The organism is Streptomyces sp. NPDC014656, from assembly GCF_043084305.1.
Taxonomy (GTDB): Bacteria; Actinomycetota; Actinomycetes; order Streptomycetales; family Streptomycetaceae; genus Streptomyces.
Genome location: NZ_JBIBZN010000005.1, coordinates 388,266 through 408,667, shown reverse-complemented (window position 1 = coordinate 408,667; position 20,402 = coordinate 388,266). Strand labels below are relative to the sequence as shown.

16 protein-coding genes are annotated in these 20,402 nt (G+C 73.5%); 9 read left to right on the top strand and 7 right to left on the bottom strand.

Annotation, left to right across the window (positions count from 1 at the left end):
- Positions 1 to 212 precede the first annotated feature (212 nt).
- Positions 213 to 1,334: a LacI family DNA-binding transcriptional regulator gene (locus tag ACF1ED_RS15255; RefSeq protein ID WP_391760436.1), complete on the bottom strand. Its 1,122-nt coding sequence runs from the start codon at positions 1,332 to 1,334 to the stop codon at positions 213 to 215.
- A 153-nt stretch (positions 1,335 to 1,487) separates the two neighbouring features.
- Here ACF1ED_RS15255 and ACF1ED_RS15250 point away from each other — a divergent pair, with 153 nt between their 5' ends.
- The 7 genes from ACF1ED_RS15250 (at position 1,488) to ACF1ED_RS15220 (ending at position 9,524) form a co-directional block, all read left to right on the top strand.
- The gene (locus ACF1ED_RS15250) at positions 1,488 to 2,792 is read left to right on the top strand and encodes an ABC transporter substrate-binding protein (RefSeq protein ID WP_391760434.1); all 1,305 of its coding nucleotides are present in this window, start codon (positions 1,488 to 1,490) and stop codon (positions 2,790 to 2,792) included.
- Between the two features lie 17 nt (positions 2,793 to 2,809).
- A complete protein-coding gene (locus ACF1ED_RS15245) occupies positions 2,810 to 3,757 on the top strand; it encodes a carbohydrate ABC transporter permease (protein WP_391760432.1) in 948 nt (315 codons plus the stop codon).
- A complete protein-coding gene (locus ACF1ED_RS15240) occupies positions 3,757 to 4,575 on the top strand; it encodes a carbohydrate ABC transporter permease (RefSeq protein WP_391760430.1) in 819 nt (272 codons plus the stop codon). The genes ACF1ED_RS15245 and ACF1ED_RS15240 overlap by 1 nt, the downstream gene beginning before the upstream one ends.
- On the top strand, positions 4,572 to 6,965 hold the full coding sequence (locus ACF1ED_RS15235; RefSeq protein WP_391760428.1) for a beta-glucosidase: 2,394 nt from the start codon (positions 4,572 to 4,574) through the stop codon (positions 6,963 to 6,965). Before ACF1ED_RS15240 ends, ACF1ED_RS15235 begins: the two co-directional genes overlap by 4 nt.
- Positions 6,966 to 7,140: 175 nt before the next feature.
- Positions 7,141 to 7,485 (top strand): hypothetical protein, encoded by a 345-nt coding sequence (locus ACF1ED_RS15230; protein ID WP_391760426.1) that lies wholly within the window; start codon positions 7,141 to 7,143, stop codon positions 7,483 to 7,485.
- A gap of 100 nt (positions 7,486 to 7,585) precedes the next feature.
- Positions 7,586 to 7,993 (top strand): type II toxin-antitoxin system PemK/MazF family toxin, encoded by a 408-nt coding sequence (locus ACF1ED_RS15225; RefSeq protein ID WP_391760424.1) that lies wholly within the window; start codon positions 7,586 to 7,588, stop codon positions 7,991 to 7,993.
- A 40-nt stretch (positions 7,994 to 8,033) separates the two neighbouring features.
- Positions 8,034 to 9,524, top strand: coding sequence for a hypothetical protein (locus ACF1ED_RS15220; protein ID WP_391760422.1), 1,491 nt, complete (start codon positions 8,034 to 8,036; stop codon positions 9,522 to 9,524).
- Between the two features lie 15 nt (positions 9,525 to 9,539).
- On the opposite strand, the gene ACF1ED_RS15215 is transcribed toward ACF1ED_RS15220, so the two are convergent.
- The 5 genes from ACF1ED_RS15215 to ACF1ED_RS15195 form a co-directional block, all read right to left on the bottom strand.
- A complete protein-coding gene (locus ACF1ED_RS15215) occupies positions 9,540 to 11,276 on the bottom strand; it encodes a fibronectin type III domain-containing protein (RefSeq protein WP_391760420.1) in 1,737 nt (578 codons plus the stop codon).
- Positions 11,277 to 11,402: 126 nt separating this feature from the next.
- Positions 11,403 to 13,373, bottom strand: a complete 1,971-nt coding sequence (locus ACF1ED_RS15210; protein ID WP_391760418.1) for a helix-turn-helix domain-containing protein — start codon at positions 13,371 to 13,373, stop codon at positions 11,403 to 11,405.
- 138 nt (positions 13,374 to 13,511) lie between these two features.
- Positions 13,512 to 14,879, bottom strand: a complete 1,368-nt coding sequence (locus ACF1ED_RS15205; protein WP_391760416.1) for an MFS transporter — start codon at positions 14,877 to 14,879, stop codon at positions 13,512 to 13,514.
- Positions 14,880 to 14,977: 98 nt separating this feature from the next.
- Entirely contained in the window at positions 14,978 to 15,772 is a 795-nt protein-coding gene (locus ACF1ED_RS15200) for a 3-hydroxybutyrate dehydrogenase (protein ID WP_391760414.1), read from the bottom strand.
- Positions 15,773 to 15,886: 114 nt separating this feature from the next.
- Entirely contained in the window at positions 15,887 to 17,368 is a 1,482-nt protein-coding gene (locus ACF1ED_RS15195) for a 3-hydroxybutyrate oligomer hydrolase family protein (protein ID WP_391760412.1), read from the bottom strand.
- Positions 17,369 to 17,739: 371 nt separating this feature from the next.
- Between ACF1ED_RS15195 and ACF1ED_RS15190 the strand changes: the two genes are divergently transcribed.
- Positions 17,740 to 18,519 (top strand): CoA transferase subunit A, encoded by a 780-nt coding sequence (locus tag ACF1ED_RS15190; RefSeq protein ID WP_391760410.1) that lies wholly within the window; start codon positions 17,740 to 17,742, stop codon positions 18,517 to 18,519.
- Entirely contained in the window at positions 18,519 to 19,172 is a 654-nt protein-coding gene (locus tag ACF1ED_RS15185) for a CoA transferase subunit B (RefSeq protein ID WP_391760408.1), read from the top strand. Before ACF1ED_RS15190 ends, ACF1ED_RS15185 begins: the two co-directional genes overlap by 1 nt.
- A 793-nt stretch (positions 19,173 to 19,965) precedes the next feature.
- On the opposite strand, the gene ACF1ED_RS15180 is transcribed toward ACF1ED_RS15185, so the two are convergent.
- On the bottom strand, positions 19,966 to 20,340 hold the full coding sequence (locus ACF1ED_RS15180) for an FKBP-type peptidyl-prolyl cis-trans isomerase (RefSeq protein WP_391760406.1): 375 nt from the start codon (positions 20,338 to 20,340) through the stop codon (positions 19,966 to 19,968).
- Positions 20,341 to 20,402 lie beyond the last annotated feature (62 nt).

Below are 20,402 nucleotides of genomic sequence, written 5' to 3'. Positions count from 1 at the left end.
GGCCCTGCCCCGATTCCAGCCCCGCAGAGGGCTGATTCGTGCCGCCCGGAACTGCTGCGAGAGGGGAGCCGAAACTCTTTCGCAGGGCTTCGGCGTCCTCGACGGCTTCGGCATCCTCGGCATCCTCGGCGGCTCCGGCGGCGGAGAGCCCGGCGGCTCCGCCCCCGGTCACGGGCTGTCGGAACCGCGCCGCGACCGGACGCGGGCGGACCTCAGCGGAGGCCGGGCGTCGCGGGCCGCGACCGCTCGGCGCCCGTCTCCGCCCCCGTCCCCCTCTGCTCCGTCCCGGTCTCCCCCTGCTCCGTCCCCGCGCCCGTCCCCCTCGACGGCGGTGCCGTGCTGTTCCTGACGACGAGGCTGGTGGCGAGTTCGAGGCGGGTCACCGAGGGCTCCCCGGCGCGCAGCCGGAGCAGCATCTGGACCGCTTCCTCGCCCATCGCGCGCAGCGGCTGGTGGACCGTGGTGAGGGCGGGGCTCGACCAGCGGGCGATCATCACGTCGTCGTATCCGACGACGGAGAGGTCCTCGGGCACGCGCAGGCCGCAGACCCGGGCCGCTTCGAGGACGCCGAGGGCCTGGAGGTCGCTGCCCGCGAAGATCGCGGTGGGCCGGTCGGGGGCGCGGAGGAGTTCCATGGCGTGCCGATAGCCGCCTTCGACGTGGAAGTCGCCGTAGCGGACGAGCGCGGCGTCGGGGGCGATGCCGGCCATGTTCAGGGCCGAGCGGTAGCCGTCGAGGCGGGCCAGGGAACAGAGCATGTCCTCGGGTCCGGTGATGATGCCGATGCGGCGGTGGCCGAGGTCGACGAGGTGGCGGGTCGCGGCGACGCCGCCGGACCAGTTCGCCGAGCCGACGGACGGCACGTCCGGTTCGGGGTCGCCGGCCGGGTCGACGATGACGAAGGGGATGGACCGCGCGCCGAGTTGGCGCTTGACGGCGTCGGGGAGGGAGGAGAACACCAGGACCACGCCGATGGGCCTGCGCTGGAGCACTCCCTCGATCCAGTCGGCGGCCGGGGCGTGGCGGGTGCCGCTCTCCGTCAGGACGACGCTCGCCTGGTGCGCCTTGGCGAGGTTCTCCACCCCTCGGATCAGCTCCATCGACCACACGCTGTCGAGCTCGTGGAAGACGAGCTCGATCAGCGGTGCCTCGCCGGCCGCCCGGGTGGTCCGCCGGTAGGAGTGCGCCTCCAGCAGGCGCTCCACCTTGCCGCGGGTGACGGGCGAGACGTCCTGCCGGCCGTTGAGGACTTTCGAAACTGTCGAAAGCGATACGCCGGCTTCCTGGGCGACTTCCGCCAGCGTGATCCGCCGCGTGTCCTCGTCATCTCGCATCCGAGCAGCATAAGGCACGCCTTCGGACCTCCAGATTGGTCACGCTTTGGTAACGCACCCCCGGAGGGTTGACCGCTTCACGACGACAACCCTACCGTCCCGGGCATGAAGTTTCGGAAACATCACCGAAACTCTTTCGAAAGGTGAGAGCCGATGAAGCGACCCGTACAGCTGCTGAGAACCGCTGCCGTCGGTGGGGCCTCGCTCGCCATGACCCTCTCCCTCGCCGCCTGCGGCGGCCCCGGTGACGCCTCCGGCGACTCCGACACGATCCACGTGCTGGTCTACGGCGACGCGACGAACAAGGTGGAGAAGCAGCTCGTCGACACCTTCAACAAGACCTCGAAGGTCAAGGCGGTCCTCGACACCATCCCCGGCGCCGACTACCAGTCGAAGCTGCAGACGATCATCAGCGGCAAGCAGGCGCCGGACGTGTTCTTCAACTGGGGCGGCGGCAGCATCAAGCCCTACGTCGACGCCGGCCTGCTGATGCCACTCGACGACTTCATCGCCAAGACCCCGGAGCTCAAGTCCTCCTTCCTGCCGTCGGTCTTCAACACCGCGGTCGTCGACGGCAAGCCGTACGGCGTCCCCATGCGCGGCACCCAGCCCGTCCTGCTGTTCAGCAACGACAAGGTGCTGAAGGACGCGGGCCTGAGCGCCCCGCGCACCTGGGACGAGCTGCTGGCCGCCGTCAAGACCCTCAAGGCCAAGGGCGTCACCCCGATCGCCCTGGGCGGCGGCGACAAGTGGCCGACCCAGATGTGGTTCCAGTACCTCTACGACCGGGTGGCCGGCCCCGAGCTCTTCCAGAAGGCCGTCGGCGGCGACAAGGAGGCGTGGGCGAGCGAGGACAGCAAGAAGGCACTGGGCAAGCTCAAGGAGCTGATCGACGCCGGCGCCTTCGGCAGCAACTACGACTCGGTGAAGTTCACCGACGGCGGCTCCCCGGCCCTCCTCGCCACCGGCAAGGCCGCGTTCGAGCTCATGGGCTCGTGGGAGTACTCCACCCTCCAGGACGCCCACCCGGACTTCGTGAAGAACGACCTCGGCTACGGCGCCTTCCCGACCGTCGAGGGCGGCAAGGGCGACCCGGCCAACGTCGCCGGCAACACCAACAACTTCTACTCGGTGGTGAAGACCACCAAGCACCCCGAGGCCGTCGCCGAGTTCCTGAAGCTCATGTACTCCGACGAGTTCGTCAAGGCCCAGCTCTCGGTCGGCAACCTGCCGACCACGACCAACACCGAGAAGTTCCTGGACACCTCGGCGAACCCCGCCTACTCCGCCTTCCAGTACGACCTGGTGAAGAAGGCGCCCGCCTTCCAGCTCTCCTGGGACCAGGCGTTCCCTCCGGCCGCCACGACCACGATCCACCAGGCCGTCCAGCAGTTCTTCAACGGACAGATGGACACCGACGCCTTCATCGCCGCCATGCAGAGCCTGCCCGCGGCCTGACCACCGGAACGTCTGACATGACCACTGCCACAGCCCCCGCCGTGGACAGCGTCGAGAAGCCCGGGACCCGGAGGCGGCCGAATCGCCCCGGCACCGGGGTGGGCCGCCCGGGCTTCGCCTGGGCGGCGCCCGCCGCCGTCTTCTTCGGCCTGTTCGCCCTCGTCCCCCTCGCCCTGGTCGTCGTGCTCTCCTTCACCCGCTGGAACGGCCTCGGCTCCCCCGAGTTCGCCGGTCTGGAGAACTGGAGCAAGCTGCTCGACGACCCCGTGATGGTCAAGAGCCTCTGGCTGAGCCTGCTCCTCACCGTCCTCGGCGTCGCCGTCCAGACCCCGATCAGCATCCTGCTCGGCGTGTGGGCCGCCGGCCACCAGCGCAACCGGGCCGTCCTCTCCGCGATCTACTTCGTCCCGCTGCTGCTCTCCATCACCGCCGTGTCCGTCCTGTGGCGAGCCGTGCTCGACCCCAACTTCGGCGTCCCCTCCCAGGCGACGTGGCTGTTCGGCGACGGCAACCTCTTCGGCGTGCAGTCCAGTGCCCTCGGCGTCCTGGTCTTCGTCAGCACGTGGCAGTTCACGCCCCTGCACACCCTGCTCTACCAGGGTGCCGCCCGGGCCATCCCCCAGGTGCTGTACCAGGCCGCGCAGATCGACGGCGCCGGCCGCTACCGCCAGTTCTTCCACATCACCCTGCCGCAGCTGCGCAACACCGTCATCACCTCGACGATCCTGATGGTGGTCGGCGGACTCACGACCTTCGACACCGTGCTGATCCTCACCCAGGGCGGGCCCGGCACCGACACCACGAACAGCGCCTACTACATGTACCAGAAGGCCTTCAAGAGCTTCGACTTCGGAGCCGCCTCCGCGATCGCGCTCCTCCTCGTCCTCGTCGCCACCCTCGTCTCCCTCGTCATGGTGAAACTGAGCGGCTACGACAAGATGCGCAGCACCATGGAGGGCGTCTGATGCGGAAGCGCCCCCACTACCTCGCCGGATTCGGCTCCCTCGTCTGGCTGTTCGTCGTCGGCCTGCCGCTGTACGTGATGCTGGTCGCCACCTTCCAGAGCAGGGCCGACTACGCGGCCAACGGGCCGCTCGGCCTGCCGAAGAACCTCACCCTCGACAACTACGTCAACGACCTCAACGACGGCTTCGCGCAGTACTTCCTCAACACCGTCGTCGTCACCGTCGCCGTCGTGGCCATCATCCTGGTCCTCGTCCCGCCGCTCGCGTACGCCATCGTCCGCAGCGACGGCAAGGCCACCGGAAGGGTCTTCCGGCTCTTCCTGCTCGGCCTGGCCATCCCGTCCCAGGCCGTGATCGTGCCGATGTTCTACCTCATCAACGAGGCCGGCCTGTACGACAACCTGCTCGGCGTCATCCTGCCGACCGCCGCCTTCGCCATGCCCGTCTGCACCCTCATCCTCTCCGGCGTCATGCGGGACATCACCCCCGAGCTGTACGAGGCGATGACCGTCGACGGCGCCTCCCCCCGGAGGATCTTCCGCGACCTGGTGCTGCCCCTGTCGAAGAGCGGCCTGTCGACGATCGTCGTCTTCTCCTCGCTCCAGGCGTGGAACGGCTTCCTGTTCCCGCTCGTGCTCACCCAGTCCTCGGAGAACAAGGTCATCACCATGGGCCTGTACGACTTCCAGACCGAGCACGGCGTCGACATCCCCGGCCTCCTCGCGGCCGTCGTCCTGTCCATGCTCCCCATCCTGCTCGTCTATCTGTTCGCCCGTCGTGCCCTGGTGCAGGGTCTGATGGGGGTCGGAGGAAAGTGACCGCCACCGTGGCAACAGAGCCCCAGTCCCCGCTCCCCGCCTGGAACGACCCCCGACTCGGCACCGAGGCGCGCGTCGACGCCCTGCTCGGGGCGATGACGCTCCGGGAGAAGATCGCCCAGCTCTTCGGCATCTGGGTCGGCGCGTCCGACGAGGGCGCCGAAGTCGCCCCGCACCAGCACGACATGGAGGAGGCGGTCGACCTCGACGCGCTCCTCCCCGACGGCCTCGGGCAGCTCACCCGCCCCTTCGGCACCGTCCCCGTCGACCCCGCCGTCGGCGCCCTCTCCCTCCTGCGGACCCAGCGGCGGATCGCCGCCGCCAACCGTTTCGGCATCCCCGCCGTGGCCCACGAGGAGTGCCTGGCCGGCTTCGCCGCCTGGGGGGCCACCGCCTATCCGGTCCCCCTCTCCTGGGGAGCGACCTTCCACCCCGGCCTGATCCGCGAGATGGCGGCGGCCATCGGCCGGGACATGCGGGCCGTCGGCGTCCACCAGGGCCTGGCCCCGGTCCTCGACGTCGTCCGCGACGCCCGCTGGGGGCGCGTCGAGGAGACCATCGGCGAGGACCCGTACCTCGTCGGCACCCTCGCCACCGCCTACGTCCAGGGCCTGGAGTCCGCGGGGATCGTCGCCACCCTCAAGCACTTCGCGGGCTACTCCGCCTCCCGGGCGGGCCGCAACCTCGCGCCGGTCGGCATGGGCCGCCGCGAGCTCGCGGACGTGATCCTGCCGCCGTTCGAGATGGCGGTCCGCGAGAGCGGCGTCCGGTCGGTGATGCACGCCTACACCGACACCGACGGCGTCCCCTCCGCCGCCGACGCGGACCTGCTCACCGGGCTGCTCCGCGACACCTGGGGCTTCACCGGCACCGTCGTCGCCGACTACTTCGGCATCGCCTTCCTGAAGACCCTGCACGGCGTGGCCGGCACCTTCGGCGAAGCCGCCGCGGCCGCGCTGACCGCCGGCGTCGACGTCGAGCTGCCCACCGTGAAGACCTTCGGCGCCCCGCTCCTCGAAGCCGTCGAGAAGGGCGAGGTCACCTTGGACCTCGTGGACCGCGCGGTACGCAGAGTGCTCACCCAGAAGGTCGAGCTCGGCCTCCTCGACCCCGGCTGGTCCCCCGTGCCCGCCGCCCTCGAAGGCGTCGGCCCCGCCGCGGACCCCGAGACGCTCCGCGGCACCATCGACCTCGACCCGGCCGCGAACCGGGAGCTGGCCGCCCGGGTCGCCGAGCGGGCGGTCGTCCTCCTGCGCAACGACGGCATCCTCCCCCTCGACCCGGGCACCCCCCGCCGGATCGCGCTGATAGGCCCCAACGCCGACAGCCCCACGGCGGTCCTCGGCTGCTACTCCTTCCCCGTCCACGTCGGCGGACAGCACCCGGACGTCCCCCTCGGCATCGGCCTGCCGACGCTGCGCGACGCGCTGTGGGCCGAGTTCCCGGACGCGGAACTGGTCACGGCCACCGGCTGCGGCGTGGACGACCCCGACGCGTCGGGCATCGCCGGGGCCGTCGCCCTGGCCCGCGGCGCCGACCTCGTGATCGCCGCGCTCGGCGACCGCGCCGGCCTCTTCGGCCGGGGCACCAGCGGCGAGGGCTGCGACGCGGAGTCCCTCGCCCTCCCCGGCGTCCAGCAACAGCTCCTCGACGCCCTCCTCGACACCGGCACGCCGGTCGTGACGACGCTCCTGGCCGGACGCCCGTACGCGCTCGGCCGGGCGGCCGGCGAGAGCGCCGCGATCCTCCAGGCGTTCTTCCCCGGCGAGGCCGGCACCGCCGCCGTCGCGTCGGTCCTCAGCGGGCGGACGAACCCGAGCGGCCGGCTGCCCGTCAGCGTGCCCCGCCACCGCGGCGCCCAGCCGTCCACCTACCTGGCCGCCCGCCTGGGGCAGGCGAGCGAGGTCTCCAGCATCGACCCCACGCCGGCCTACGGCTTCGGCCACGGGCTGACGTACACCACGTTCGCGTGGACGGACCTGACCGTCGCCGACGAGTCGGCGCCCACGGACGGGGCGTTCACCCTGGCCCTCACGGTCCGCAACACCGGCGCCCGCGCCGGCACGGAACTCGTCCAGCTCTACCTCCACGACCCGGTGGCCTCCGTGGTCCAGCCCGTCCAGCGCCTGATCGGCTACCACCGGCTGGACCTCGCCCCCGGCGAGAGCAGCCGCCTCCAGGTCACCGTCCCCGCCGACCTCGCCTCCTTCACCGGCCGCGACGGCGTCCGCCGCGTCGAACCCGGCGAGCTGGAGCTCAGGCTGTCCGCCTCCAGCACGGACCCCCGCCTGACCGCCCGGGTCACCCTCACCGGCCCGGTCCGCACCCCGGACCACACCCGCCACCTGCACGCGGCCTTCGCGTCCCGTCCGACGGAGGCCACCGCCTGACCTGACCGAACGGCTCGGGCCCGCCCTCGTCCCACGGGCGGGCCCGAGCCGTTCCCGCCGTTCGAGGGCGGACAAAACGATTCCGCGACGGCCGTACGGGTGACAGCGGGACTGCCCCGCCGCCGCGAGGGGCAGCGCTCGCACGTACTGCCCACCCGTGCGAACAAGGAACCCCATGCGTCTTCGCTCCGCCCTCGCCGCCGCCACCGGCGCCGCCCTCCTCCTCGTCACCGCCCCCGGACCGGCGTCCGCCGCCGAGGGCCAGTTCCGCTACACGTACCGGACGTCCGACGGCTACGAGGCGGTCGGCTTCCTCAACAACCCCGAGAGCGGCACCTGCGTCAACATCCAGGGACCGGGCTCCGAGCCCGGCTCGCCCGCCTACGCCCCGAAGAACCGCACGGACGCGACGGCGGTGGTCTTCCTGGAGGCCGACTGCTCGGGGGACGCCTTCTACAGCATCCGTCCGGGCGGCGGCGCCTCGGACCGGCTCCTCGTCCGGTCGGTCGTCTTCTCCTGACGGACGCGGGCGGCGGCCGATCCCGGACCGGCCGCCGCCCGCGGGGCTACGCTGGGGCCTTTCGGCCGGCGTTCGCCCCCAGCCCCTGCCAGGAGGACCCATGCGTCGCGGTGAAGTCTGGTGGGCCGTGTTCGACGAGCGGCGGCCGGTCGTGCTGCTCTCGGACGAGGAGCCGTCCGGCTTCCGGGCCATGCAGGTCGTCCCTCCGGCGGGAATCGACCTGGCCGGCCTCGGCGTCGAAGTGCCCGTGGGCCCCTCCGAAGGACTGCCCTTCGACGGCGTGCTGCGATGGGCCTTCCCCCACCCGGGCTCCACCCCGTGCACCTGGACGGCCACCCTGACCCGCGACGACCTCATCGAGCGGGCCGGCGCGCTGTCCTCCGCCAAGCTCGACGCCGTGGAGGCGGCCCTCCGGCGCGCCGCGCGGCCGAGGGAGTGGACGCCGATGACGGCCGCCGGGTTCGAGGCGATGAAGGCGGCCCTCCGTTCCGGAGCGGTCGACGGGTGACCTGCCGAGACCACCTCCCCCGAGGTGACAGGATGACGCGATGTCCGCGTCTCTCCGCCCGCTGTGGCTGCGCGGCGTCGCCTTCAACCCGGCGGCGCCCTCCGACGTCCTGATACGCCTGATGGACCGGGCGGCCGGTGAGACCGGCCCGGCCATGTGCCAGGGGCGCGACCTGCCCGGCGCCGCGCTCGACGCGGCCCTGCGCCATCCGGACCGCGCCATCCGCGGCGCCCTCGCCCGCAACCACCACGTCGACCCGCGGGCGCTCGTCCCGTTGGCCCAGGACCCGTCGGGAATCGTCCGCGCCTGGCTCGCCGACGGCCCCCGCCCCCGGTCCCCCCGACGGGTCCGGCCGCTCCCGGACGAGGTCCTCGTGACCCTGCTGACCGCCGAGGACGGCGGCGAGGACGGCCGGGTCACGGCGAACGAGATCGCCTCGGGGCTCGACGGGTCCGGCCAGGTCTCCCTGTCGTTCCGCCACTCCCTGGCCGACCGCGAGCACCCCGAGCTCCGGATACAGGCCACCTGGGGGTGGGGGCTGCTCACCCCGGAGCAGCGGGCGAAGCTGCTCGACGACCCCGACCCCACCGTCCGCCGGTCGGCGCGGGAGCACGCCTGGGTGCTGGACCCGGAAGAGGTGGAGGCCCGTGCGCCGTCCTACGAGGCGCGCGGGTGGGGCTTCGTGTACGGCGGGTGCGCGCTGACGCCGGCGATGGTCGAGCGGTGCTTCTCGGACGACCTGCTGCTGACGGCCCTGGCCGAGAACCGCCACGCCCCCGGCTACGCGGTCGCCCGGCTCGCCCGCCATCCCGCGGCGAGGTTCCGCGCGATGGTCGCCACCCGCCCTGACCTGGCGCCCGAGCTGGTCGCGGAGTTGAGGGAGGACCCGCACGAAGGGGTGCGGGAGCGCGCGCGGATCCAGCCCTTCTCCCGCACCTGGGCCGAACACGACGTGATGAACAGGATCGTCGGCCACGGCCGGGACTGCACCTGTCCGATCACCGACTACGTCCCCCAGCCTCCCGACGAGTGGTTCGCCGCCTGCGCCGGGTCCGGGGAGCCGCTGCTCCGGCAGGTCGCCGCGAGCTGGCCCGGCCTGCCCGCCGCACTCGCCGCGACCCTCGCGCGGGACGAGGACGAGGAGGTGCGGATCCGCCTCGCCTGCCACCACCCCCTGGCTCCGCCGCGCCTCCTCCTGGACGTCTTCGTCGCCCACCCCGTCCACCGCCCGCACCTGCTGACCCTGCCCGCCTTCCCCCGCACCGGCACGGCCCACCTCATCGGCCATCCGGATCCGCAGGTGCGGGCCGTGGCCGCGGGCGATCCCGCCCTGTCCGACCCTCCGGTGACGGACCCCGACCCGTCGGTGCGCCGGGCGGCCGCCGCCAACCCGGGGCTGGCGCCGGAGGCCCTGGAGGTCCTCCTCGCCGCCCCGGACACCGCGGAGGGCGCCGCGGCCAATCCGTCGCTCCCCGTCGCCCGCATGCACGCGCTCCTCGACGACTGCCTGGGCGGGGCCGCCCCCGCGTGACGGGGCGGGCCGGGGTCAGCAGGTGACCCAGTAGCCGGGGGAGGTCTGCTTGATGGTGCTGGTGGCGAAGACGTTCCACAGGCCGAGGTTCTGGCCGGAGCCGTTGGCGTAGGCGTAGCCGCCGGACTGGTGGGCGCGGCCGGCCGTGGTGTGGGCGTAGTTGCTGGCGGTCACGCACGCCTCGGCGGGGGCGGTGGTGGCGGTGACGGCCGTGCTCCTGGCGCCGACCGTGCCGGAGGCGTCGACGGCGGCCACGGCGTAGGAGTAGGCCGTGGCGGCGGTCAGCCCGCTGTCCGTGTAGGTGGCGGCGGTGACCGGAGCGCCGTTCACCTTCGTGCCGTCACGGTAGACGGCGTACGAGGCCGCGCCCGGGACCGCGTTCCAGGACAGCGAGGCGCCGGTGGAGGTCGTGCCGGTGACCGTGAGGCCGGTCGGGGCGGGGAGCGTGGCCGGGGTGCCGGTGGTGGTGGCGTGCACCGCGCCGGACCTGGTGCCGACGGTGCCGGAGGCGTCGACGGCGGCCACGGCGTAGGCGTACGTCGTGCCGGCGGTCAGTCCCGAGTCGGTGTAGGCGGCGGCGGTGACCGGCGCGGAGTTGACCCTGGTGCCGTCTCGGTAGACGTGGTAGGAAGCCGCGCCCGGGACCGCGTTCCAGGTGAGCGCGGCGGTGCCGGCCGTGGTGGTGGCGGTCAGGCCGGCCGGCGCGGGCAGGGCCGGGGTGGTGGTCGTGGCACCGGCGCCGAGCGCCTTGGCCATGTTCATCACGGCCGTCATCTGCGGGCCGCTCTTCTGGGCGTAGTCGGCGGACTTGTAGCCCCACCAGTCCCAGCAGCCGCGCGGGTTGCCGGTCATGGTGGTGGCCTGCGGGTAGAGCACGACGAGGTCGTTGGTGTCGGCGTACTCGTTGAGGTAGGCCTTGTCCATGAGGGCGTTGCCGACCAGGCCGAAGTACTGGTAGCAGCCGTGGAGGGTGACCATCAGCTTGCAGGAGGCGCCGCTCTGGCAGGACCGGGGGACGTAGGCGAAGCCCTCGTCGCCCATGCTGATGGCGCTCGGGCTGCCGCCGGGCGTGTACGCGCTCTGGTCGAACCGGACCAGCTGGCCGGTGAGGGCGGAGGAGCTCGCGGGGTTCACGCCGCCGAGCAGGTGGGTGAGCATCTCCTCGACCGGGTCGCCGCCGCAGTTGTTGACGTACGGCGAGCTGGTGGAGGTGCAGGCGTTGGGGCCGATCGGGCTGACCCAGGCGTGGCCGGAGGCGGACGTGTTGTCGTAGACGACGTCCGCGCCGAAGTCGCGGTAGTAGGTGGCGAGGTCGTCGTTCACCGGTGCCTTGACCGTGCTGTCGTTGGTGCCGTGGAACAGCCACACCTTGTCCCCGGACAGGTTCGCGACCGGGTCGACCTTCCCGGCCGTGGCCCGGTCGCGGGTCAACTGCTCCAGCTGGGCTGGGGTCTTGCGGGCCATGAAGGTGTCCATGCACCCGTACAGGGCCGTGTTGAGGTTGTTCTGCGCGCAGTCGTAGGGGCCCGCCGAGAAGATGCCGGCGCCGTCGAGGACGTCGGAGTACGCGACGTGCATCTGGTTGGCCATGAACCCGCCGGACGAAAGCCCGCTCACGTACGTCGCGCTGATGTCGTACTGCCGCAGCGACCCGGCGGTCGGAGCCGGGACGGCGGCCGTCGCGCCACCGGCCGTCGTGGCGGCGATGCCGACGGCCGCGAGGGCGGCGACGAGGAACTTCCTGATCTTCATGCGCATCTCCAGACGGGGGGTGAGAGATGGCGACATCCTGGTGAACGACGGGGATCGCGGCCCACATGTCGTCCCACCACTTCCACCGCCCGGGTTGTGTCGCGCCTTGCCATAGAAGCGGAGGGATCAGGCCGTCCGGCCGGTCGCCTCCGGTGCCGGGGCGGGCGTCCCGGGGGTGGTGCGGGACAGCTGGTGGAGTCGGAGGGCGAGGTGGATCTCCAGGGCGCTGTCGGGGGTGTTCCAGTCGGGGCCGAGGAGCCGGGCGACGCGGTCGAGGCGCTGTACGACCGTGTTGACGTGGACGTGGAGGGCGTCCTTGGCGCGGGCGAGGCTCGCTCCCTGGTCGTGGTAGGCGTGCAGGGTGCGGACGAGTTCGGTGCCGCGCTCGGTGTCGTAGGCGAGGACGGGGCCGAGGACGCGGTCCACGTAGGCGGCGACGTCCGCGCGGTCGCCGAGCAGGACGCCGATGAAGCCGAGGGCGGCGACGTCGGCGCCCTCCCCGGTGCGGCCGAGGGCGTGGAGCGCGGTGAGGCACCGGAGCGCCTCGGCGTGGAGGGCCGCGTGGCGGTCGGGGGCGGTGCCGGGGCCGGCCGTGCCCACGGTGACGGGTGCGCCGATGCCCCGGGCGAGGCCGGCGGCGAGGTCACGGGCGAGGGCACGGGTCCGGTCGCACGGCACGAGCAGGACGGTACGGCCCTGGCGGGTGCCCGCGAGTCCGCCGAGGCCGCGCACCACGCGGGCGGCCTCGGCGGCGAGCCGGGCGCGCAGGGCGGGTTCGCAGTCGACGACGGCGACGGCGTGGGGGCGGGCGAGGTCGACGCCGAGGCGCCGGGCGCGCAGGGCGAGGCTGTCCGGGTCCCAGTGGGCCGAGGCGGCGGGGCCCGCGAGCAGGTCGTCGAGGAGTTCGCCGCGTACCCGGTCCTCGGTCTCGGCGACCGAGCGGCGGATCAGCAGCAGCATCGCCGTGACGAGCGCCGACCGTTCGAACAGGCGCCGGTCCGCCTCGGGCAGGTCGCCGCGGCCGGTCAGCACGATGCTGCCGAGGGGTTCGGCGCCGGCGAGGACGGCGCAGGTCCAGACGCCGTCGGCGCGGACCGCGCGGCCCTCCGTGTGCGCGGCCGCCAGGTTGGCGGCGGAGGGCGTCACCGGTCCGGTGCCGACGCGGGCGAGTTCGCTGCCGTCGGTGTCGTGGACGGCCACTCCCCCGCCCAGCAGTGCCGCGATCTCGGCGGCGACCTCGTCGGTCCCGGCGCCGCGCAGCACCAGCCGGGAGAGCCGGTCGTGGGCGTCGGACGCCTGGTGGAGTGCCTCGCTGTGGGCGCGGGCGGTCGCGTTGGCGGCTTCGAGCCGGGCGAGGGCGGTGCGGGTCTCGTCCAGCCGGCGGGCGCTGTCGATGGCGACGGCGGCGTGGTCGGCGAGCGAGGCGAGGAGCGCGATGGCGTCGGGGGTGAACTCGCGCGGGGTGCGGTCGGCCGCGAACAGGACGCCGATGATCTCCCCTCCCAGCCGGAGGGGGACGCCGAGGATGCCGCGCAGCCCTTCCTCCGCGACGCCGTCGTCGATGGTCCCGGTGTGCCGGTAGCGGTGGTCGGTGCGGTAGTCCGTGCTCGCGTACGGGCGGGCGGTCTGCGCGACCAGGCCGCCCAGGCCCTCCCCCATCCCGAGGCGGAGCTGCTGGAAGGCCGCCGAGACGGATCCCTCGGTGACCCGCATGAACGTGTCGTGGGCGGCGGGGTCGTTCAGCGTCAGATAGGCGACGTCCGAGCCGAGCAGCGTACGGGCCCGCCGGACGATGGCGCGGAGGACGGCGTCGAGGTCCCGCAGTCCGGCCAGGTCCCCGGCGGTGTCGTACAGCGCGACGAGCTCCGCCTCCCGGCGCCGGTACTGGTCGAGCACCCGCCGCACCGCCAGCGCGGTCCCGCAGGTCTCCTCGATCCAGGCGACCTCGTCCGGGGAGGCGCCCGCGGCCCTGGCCCGGGCGGGCTGCGCGGCGAGCTCCTCGCCGGGGGCGCCGGCGGCCAGGAGGTCGAGCACGCGGCGCGCGGCGGCCTCGGTGGGCGACGGTCTGCGGGTGTCGGCGCGACGGCCGGCGGTCATGGGGCCTCCTGGCGGGGGGTGCGGGTGGTGCGGGGACGACGCGTCCGGCCGCCGTCATCAGCTCGTGATGACGGCGGCCGGGAGCGGTCCGCGCGGCCGGCGCGTGCGCCGGACGCCGGGACGGTGCGTGCCGGGGTGCTACGCCCGGTCGCCGGCGGCCACCGGGGCCGGCGCGGTCCGCTCGTCGCGGCTGTCGCGGGCGAGGTCGCGGCCGAGGGTCTCGCGGGTGACGGCGACCGTGAGGGTGGTGACGACGGCCGCCGCGCAGAGGTAGACGCTGATCGGCGTCGAGCTGCCGTAGTCCTTGAGCAGCTCCACCGCGATGATCGGGGCGAGGGCGCCGGCGAGGATGGAGGCCAGCTGGGAGCCCATGGAGGCGCCGGAGTAGCGGACCTTGGTGTCGAACATCTCGGAGATGAACGCGGCCTGCGGCCCGTACATCGCGCCGTGCAGTAGCAGACCGGCCGTGACCGCCAGGGTGATCACCACGAACGACTTCGAGTCGACGAGCCCGAAGAAGACGAACGCCCACACCGCCATGCCCGCCGAGCCGATCAGCGTGACCGGGCGGCGCCCGATCCGGTCGGAGAGCGCGCCCCACAGCGGGATGGTGACGAAGTGGACGGCCGAGCCGATCAGGACGGCGTTGAGGGCGGTGCTCTTGGGCAGCTCCAGGTGCACGGTGACGTACACGAGGAGGAAGGAGGTGAGGATGTAGTACGAGATGTTCTCGCCGAAGCGGGTGCCGATGGCGGACAGGACCTCGCGCCAGCTGCGCCGGAAGACCTCGACGACCGGGGCCTCGTCCTTCACGCCGGCCGCCGCCGCGGCCTCCGCCTTCGCCTGGGCCTCCAGGAACACCGGGGACTCGGAGACCGAGACGCGGATCCACAGGCCGATCATGACGAGCAGTCCGGAGAGCAGGAACGGGACGCGCCAGCCCCAGGACTGGAAGGCGGCGTCCGACTGGACGGCGGCCAGCAGGGACAGGACGCCGGTGGCGAGCAGGTTGCCGCCGGGGGCGCCGGCCTGCGGCCAGGACGCCCAGAAGCCGCGGTGCTTGTCGCCGCCGTGCTCGGAGACGATCAGGACGGCCCCGCCCCACTCGCCGCCCAGGGCGAAGCCCTGGACGAGCCGCAGCACCGTCAGCAGGATCGGCGCCCACACGCCGATGGACTCGTAGGTGGGCAGCAGGCCCATCGCGAAGGTGGCGCCGCCCATCATCAGCAGGCTCAGGACCAGGAGCTTCTTGCGGCCTATCTTGTCCCCGAAGTGGCCGAAGACGATGCCGCCGAGGGGGCGGGCGGCGAACCCGATGGCGTACGTGATGAAGGCGATCAGCGTGCCCACCAGGGGGTCGGCGCTGGGGAAGAAGAGGGTGTTGAAGACGAGCGCGGCGGCGGAGCCGTAGAGGAAGAAGTCGTACCACTCGATGGTGGTGCCGATCAGGCTCGCGGCGACGATGCGGCCGATGCGGCCTCTCGGCTGGGTGGTGGTGTCAGACATGGGGTCACCGGTTTCACGTACGGATGGGACGGGGTGAAGGGGGACGGGGGTGGGAGGGGGCGGGGGTGGAAGGGGGTCGGGCGGGGCGGGGGCGGCTGTCAGCCGGCGGTCCAGCCGCCGTCGAGCGGCAGGGACGTTCCCGTGAGGTAGCCCGAGTGGGGGCCGCACAGCCACAGGACGGCGGCGGCGACCTCCTCGGCCTCCAGGAGGCGCTTGACGGGCGAGCGGGCCAGCATGACGTTCGTGAGGACGTCGCCCTCGCTGATGCCGTGCGCGGCGGCCTGGTCGCGGACCTGGCCCTCGACCAGCGGGGTGCGGACGTAGCCGGGGTTCACGCAGTTGCTGGTGACCCCGTGGGGGGCGCCTTCGATCGCGGCGACCTTGCTCAGGCCCTCCAGGGCGTGCTTGGCGGCGACGTAGGCGGACTTGTAGGCGCTGGCCCGCAGCCCGTGGACGCTGGAGACGTTCACGATCCGGCCCCAGCCACGGGCGTACATGTGCGGCAGCGTCCTGCGCATCAGCAGGAACGGGGCGGTGACCATCACCTTCTGGATCAGCTCGAAGCGGTCCGGGGGGAACTCCGTGAGCGGGGCCACGTGCTGGAGGCCGGCGTTGTTGACGAGGATGTCGACCTCGGCGGGCAGGAGGTCGATCGCGCCCGCGTCGGCGAGGTCGGCCACCCGCGCCCGGCCCCCGGCGGTCTCGGCGACGGCCTTCGCCGCGTCGGCGTCCCGGTCCACCACGTGGACGAGGGCCCCCGCCCCGGCCAGGGCGAGGACGCAGGCCCGGCCGATGCCGCTGCCGCCGCCCGTCACCAGCGCGGTGCGGCCGCTCAGGTCGTTCGCGGTGGCGGACGGCGGCCGCCGGTCCGGCGTGGGAAATGTGTGCGTCATGGGCCGAAACAGTAGGGAGGCCCTTCCGCCCGGCCCATGGACGAGTCCGCCACACTGCGGGGCGGTTCCATGGTGCCGGACACCATGGTCGCTCCGGAGGGAGGCCCACGGGGCTCAGGACGGGGCGCCGGCGGCCTTCGCCGTGTCGAGGGAGCACATGTTCGCCAGGGTCACGGGGTCCTGGCCCGTGGGCCGGGCGACGGTGCCCGAAGCGGGCGGCCGGTGACCGGCGGAGAGCCAGCCCTCCAGGGCCGTGAAGGCGGTCCGGTGGCAGGGGGTGAGCGGCCGGAGCCGGTCCGGGAAGGCGTCGACGAGGGAGTCGGTGTGGGTGCCGCCCTCGACGCGGTAGTACCGGTGCAGCCGTTCCCGGCCCGCCTCGCGCACCATGCGGGCGTAGACGTCGGAGTCCTCGCTGATCGGCAGCAGGACGTCGAGGGTGCCGTGCAGGGTGATCAGGGGCTTCCCGATCCGGCCGGTGAGGGCGATCTTCGCCACGGCCCGCCGGACCTCGTCGGGGCGGGCCGCGTAGTCGTAGTCGGCGTCGCAGGCGGGGGTGCCGGGCAGGCAGTACGGGGTGCCCGCCTCGGCCGGGCCGTCGAAGCCGGGGTCCAGCTCCTCGCGATAGAGGCGCTGGGTCAGGTCCCAGTAGACCTTGTGGTGGTACGGCCACAGGAACTCCGACCCGGCGGGGAAACCGGCGGCGTGCAGCTCCTCCCGCGCGGCCCCGGCGCCCTCGCCGCCGGCGGCGTACACGGGGTAGGCGCGCATCGCCTTCGGCAGGAAGTCGAGCAGGGTGGGGCCGTCGGTCTTCCAGAGGGTGCCCTCCCAGTCGACGCCGCCGTCGTAGAGCTCGGGACGGTTCTCCAGCTGCCAGCGCACCAGATAACCGGCGTTGGACAGGCCGGTGACGAGGGTGCGGGCCGGGGGACGGTGGTAGCGCTGGGCGAGGGTGGCGCGGGCGGCCCGGGTCAGCTGGGTGACCCGGTCGTTCCACTCGGCGATGGCGTCGCCGGGGGTCTTCCCGTCGCGGTGGAAGGCGAGTCCGGTGTTGCCCTTGTCGGTGGCGGCGTACGCGTACCCCCGGGCCAGCACCCAGTCCGCGATGGCCCGGTCGTTGGCGTACTGCTCGCGGTTGCCCGGGGTGCCGGCCACGACGAGCCCGCCGTTCCAGCGGTCGGGCAGCCGGATGACGAACTGGGCGTCGTGCTGCCAGCCGTGGTTGGTGTTGGTGGTGGAGGTGTCGGGGAAGTAGCCGTCGATCTGGATCCCGGGCACCCCATCGGGGACCGCCAGGTCCTTCGGCGTCAGCCCCGCCCAGTCGGCCGGGTCGGTGTGGCCCGACGCGACGGTGCCGGCCGTGGTCAGTTCGTCCAGGCAGGCGGTCCGCTGGTGCTCGGCTCCGGGGACGCGGAGCTGCGCCTGGCGGGCGCAGTGGTCGCCGGGGCCGGTGGGGGCGGTGGGGGCGGTGGGGCCGGTGGGGGCGGCCGTCGCGGGGGCGGCGGTGAGGGTGAGGGCGAGGGCGGTCAGGGTGACCGCCGCCCGGGCGCCCCGGCGCCGGGGGCGCGGTGAGGGGCGGAAGGCGGGACGGCGACGCATCGGTGCGTACCTCCGGGCTGGTGGGGTGGGAACGGGACTCGCGGGAGGCTATGCCGACGGCCGGCCGCCGGACATGGCCGCGCGGCCCACCGTCCACGGCCCTGTGGTGGGCGCCGGCACCACTCGCCGGTGGGGGGCGGCGGGTGGGGGGCAGGGCGGCGGCCCGTCGTCGGGGAAGCGCGGGAGGGGGTGAGGAGGGAGCGGGGAGGAGGTGGGAAGGAGGTGGTCGTCACCATGCCGGAGGGGGTCGGTGTGTGGACGGCCGCCATGGTCGGTCCCTTCGCCCGCTGCCTAGGCTCCGTGCTTGTCGCTGCTATCGGCACCGGTTCTGACCTGCGAGGTCGTCCGGCTGCCCGAGGGAAGGGATCCTCATGGGTCTGGACAAGACGGTCGCGAGCGCGGCGGAGGCGGTGGCCGACATCCCCGACGGGGCCTCGCTCGCCGTGGGCGGCTTCGGGCTCTGCGGGATACCGGGGACGCTCATCGACGCGCTGTGGCAGCGCGGTACGGAGGGCCTGCGCGTCGTGTCGAACAACTGCGGCGTCGACGACTGGGGCCTCGGCCTGCTGCTCGCCGCCGGACAGATCTCCCGGATGACGAGTTCGTACGTGGGCGAGAACAAGGAGTTCGCCCGCCAGTACCTGAGCGGGGAGCTGGAGGTCGAGCTGGTCCCCCAGGGCACGCTGGCCGAGCGGCTGCGGGCCGGGGGCGCGGGCATCCCCGCCTTCTACACCCCCGCGGGCACGGGAACGCAGGTCGGCGAGGGCGGACTGCCGTGGAGGTACGCGGCCGGGGGAGGCTCGGTCGCCGTGGCCTCCCCGCCGAAGGAGACACGGGAGTTCGGCGGGCGTCCGCACCTGCTGGAGAGGAGCATCACGACGGACTTCGCGCTGGTCCGCGCCACCATCGGCGACCGGCACGGCAACCTCGTCTTCCGTTCCTCGGCCCGCAACTTCAACCCGCTGGCCGCCATGGCCGGACGGGTCACCATCGCCGAGGTCGACCACCTCGTCGAGCCGGGCGAGCTGGACCCCGACGAGGTCCACCTGCCCGGGATCTTCGTCCAGCGCGTGGTCCGGGTCACCCCCGGCGACCCCGCCGCCGAACGGCGCGTCGAGCGCCGTACCGTCCGACAGGAAGGCGACGCCTGATGGCCCGCACCCGCGAGCAGATGGCGGCCCGCGCCGCCCTGGAACTGACCGACGGCAGCTACGTCAACCTCGGCATCGGGCTTCCCACGCTCATCCCGAACCACCTCCCACCCGGCATCGAGGTCGTACTCCAGTCCGAGAACGGCATCCTCGGCACCGGCCCCTACCCCACCGAGGACGAGCTCGACGCCGACGTCGTCAACGCCGGCAAGGAGACCGTCACGACGCTGCCCGGCGCCTCGTTCTTCGACTCGGCGCTGTCCTTCGGGATGATCCGCGGCGGCCACGTCGACGCCGCGGTCCTCGGTGCCATGCAGGTCTCCTCCGCGGGCGACCTGGCCAACTGGATGATCCCCGGCAAGATGGTCAAGGGCATGGGCGGTGCGATGGACCTCGTCCACGGGGCCGGCCGGGTCGTCGTCCTCATGGAGCACACCGCCAAGGACGGCACGCCCAAGCTCGTCGACACCTGCACCCTGCCCCTGACCGGCCGGGGCGTCGTCCAGCGCGTCGTCACCGACCTCGCCGTCGTCGACGTCACCCCCGACGGCTTCGTCCTGGCCGAACTCGCCCCCGGCGTCACCGCCGAACAGGTCGTCGCGGCCACCGCCGCACCGCTCCGCGTCCCCCGGGGGATCGGACCGACCGCCTGACCCGGCGGGGAGGAGGACGGAACCGGTCCGCGCGTGGGCGGCGCAGGTGCCGGCCACGCACTGCCGGGCGGAGGTCCGGCCGCCGCCATCGTACGAGGAGTCCGCCGGCCGGTCGCCGGACGGCGAGGCCCTCCGTGCGGCGGCGGTCCGGATCGGGCCGGCGGGCGAGGCCGCTACCGGGCCTTCGCGGACGGTGCCTTCGCCGGACCGGGCCCGCCGGGCGGCGGCCGACGCCATGCTCCGCGCGCTCGCCGGCGTCGACGATGCGGCGGAGCCGCGGCGGCGGCTGCCGGGATGGGGACGGAGGTGTTCGAGTCCCTGCTCCAGGCGCGGGTGGGCGGAGGCGCGGAACCGGGCGACGAGCTCCGGGCCGAGCTCGTCCGGCGGGCGTCGGCGTCCCGGCTGCGGCACCGCGACGTGCTGGTGCTGCTGTTCGACGCGACGGGCCCGGGGTGGCGGTCGGTCCGCGAGCGCGCGCTCGACCACGCCGCGCGGATGCCGCCGGCCGCCGAGACCCTGCTGCGATGGCAGGCCCGGCGGCGTACCGCGACGGTCTCTCTCTCTCTCCCCCCCCCGCACGGTCCCGGACGGACGGGGGTTCGCCTCGGCCTGGACCTGGGAGGAGGAGGGCGGCGGGGAGACCGTCATCGGACCGGCGCGGACCGGCCGGGTCCCCTCGACGGCGTACAAGGACGTCCTCCTGGCGGCCCGTACGCTCCGCCGGCCCTTCCCGGGCCCTGTGAACCCGGGGCCCGGGACCCGGAGGCCCTGCCGTCGCGTGCCGCCGCCCGGCTCAGACGGAGAGGAGGTCCACGACGAAGACCAGGGTCGAGCCCGCCGGGATCAACGGCGAGGGGGACTGCTTGCCGTAGCCGAGACGCGGGGGAACGATGATCTCGCGCCGGCCGCCGACCCTCATCCCCCTCACCCCCCGGTCGAAGCCCTTGACGGCCCTGCCGCCGCCGAGGGCGAACTTGAACGGTTGGCCACGGTCCCAGGAGGCGTCGAACTCCTTGCCGGACGCGAAGGCGACGCCGACGTAGTGGACCCTGGCCACCATGCCCGGCTTCGCCTCGGCCCCGTCCCCGACGACCAGGTCCCTGATGGTCAGCTCGGTGGGAGCGTCGCCCTCGGGCACCCCGACCTCGGGCTTCGTCGGTTCGGTCATCGCAGCCTCTTCACTCTCCGCGGACGGCCCTCGCGCGGACCGGCCGGGCGCGTGGACGTTCC

Bases quoted from the DNA above. Each gene is read 5' to 3' on its own strand.
- ACF1ED_RS15255 (WP_391760436.1), bottom strand. From the start codon at position 1,334: ATGCGAGATGACGAGGACACGCGGCGGATCACGCTGGCGGAAGTCGCC.
- ACF1ED_RS15250 (WP_391760434.1), top strand. From the start codon at position 1,488: ATGAAGCGACCCGTACAGCTGCTGAGAACCGCTGCCGTCGGTGGGGCC.
- ACF1ED_RS15245 (WP_391760432.1), top strand. From the start codon at position 2,810: ATGACCACTGCCACAGCCCCCGCCGTGGACAGCGTCGAGAAGCCCGGG.
- ACF1ED_RS15240 (WP_391760430.1), top strand. From the start codon at position 3,757: ATGCGGAAGCGCCCCCACTACCTCGCCGGATTCGGCTCCCTCGTCTGG.
- ACF1ED_RS15230 (WP_391760426.1), top strand. From the start codon at position 7,141: ATGCGTCTTCGCTCCGCCCTCGCCGCCGCCACCGGCGCCGCCCTCCTC.
- ACF1ED_RS15225 (WP_391760424.1), top strand. From the start codon at position 7,586: ATGCGTCGCGGTGAAGTCTGGTGGGCCGTGTTCGACGAGCGGCGGCCG.
- ACF1ED_RS15220 (WP_391760422.1), top strand. From the start codon at position 8,034: ATGTCCGCGTCTCTCCGCCCGCTGTGGCTGCGCGGCGTCGCCTTCAAC.
- ACF1ED_RS15215 (WP_391760420.1), bottom strand. From the start codon at position 11,276: ATGAAGATCAGGAAGTTCCTCGTCGCCGCCCTCGCGGCCGTCGGCATC.
- ACF1ED_RS15210 (WP_391760418.1), bottom strand. From the start codon at position 13,373: ATGACCGCCGGCCGTCGCGCCGACACCCGCAGACCGTCGCCCACCGAG.
- ACF1ED_RS15205 (WP_391760416.1), bottom strand. From the start codon at position 14,879: ATGTCTGACACCACCACCCAGCCGAGAGGCCGCATCGGCCGCATCGTC.
- ACF1ED_RS15200 (WP_391760414.1), bottom strand. From the start codon at position 15,772: ATGACGCACACATTTCCCACGCCGGACCGGCGGCCGCCGTCCGCCACC.
- ACF1ED_RS15195 (WP_391760412.1), bottom strand. From the start codon at position 17,368: ATGCGTCGCCGTCCCGCCTTCCGCCCCTCACCGCGCCCCCGGCGCCGG.
- ACF1ED_RS15190 (WP_391760410.1), top strand. From the start codon at position 17,740: ATGGGTCTGGACAAGACGGTCGCGAGCGCGGCGGAGGCGGTGGCCGAC.
- ACF1ED_RS15185 (WP_391760408.1), top strand. From the start codon at position 18,519: ATGGCCCGCACCCGCGAGCAGATGGCGGCCCGCGCCGCCCTGGAACTG.
- ACF1ED_RS15180 (WP_391760406.1), bottom strand. From the start codon at position 20,340: ATGACCGAACCGACGAAGCCCGAGGTCGGGGTGCCCGAGGGCGACGCT.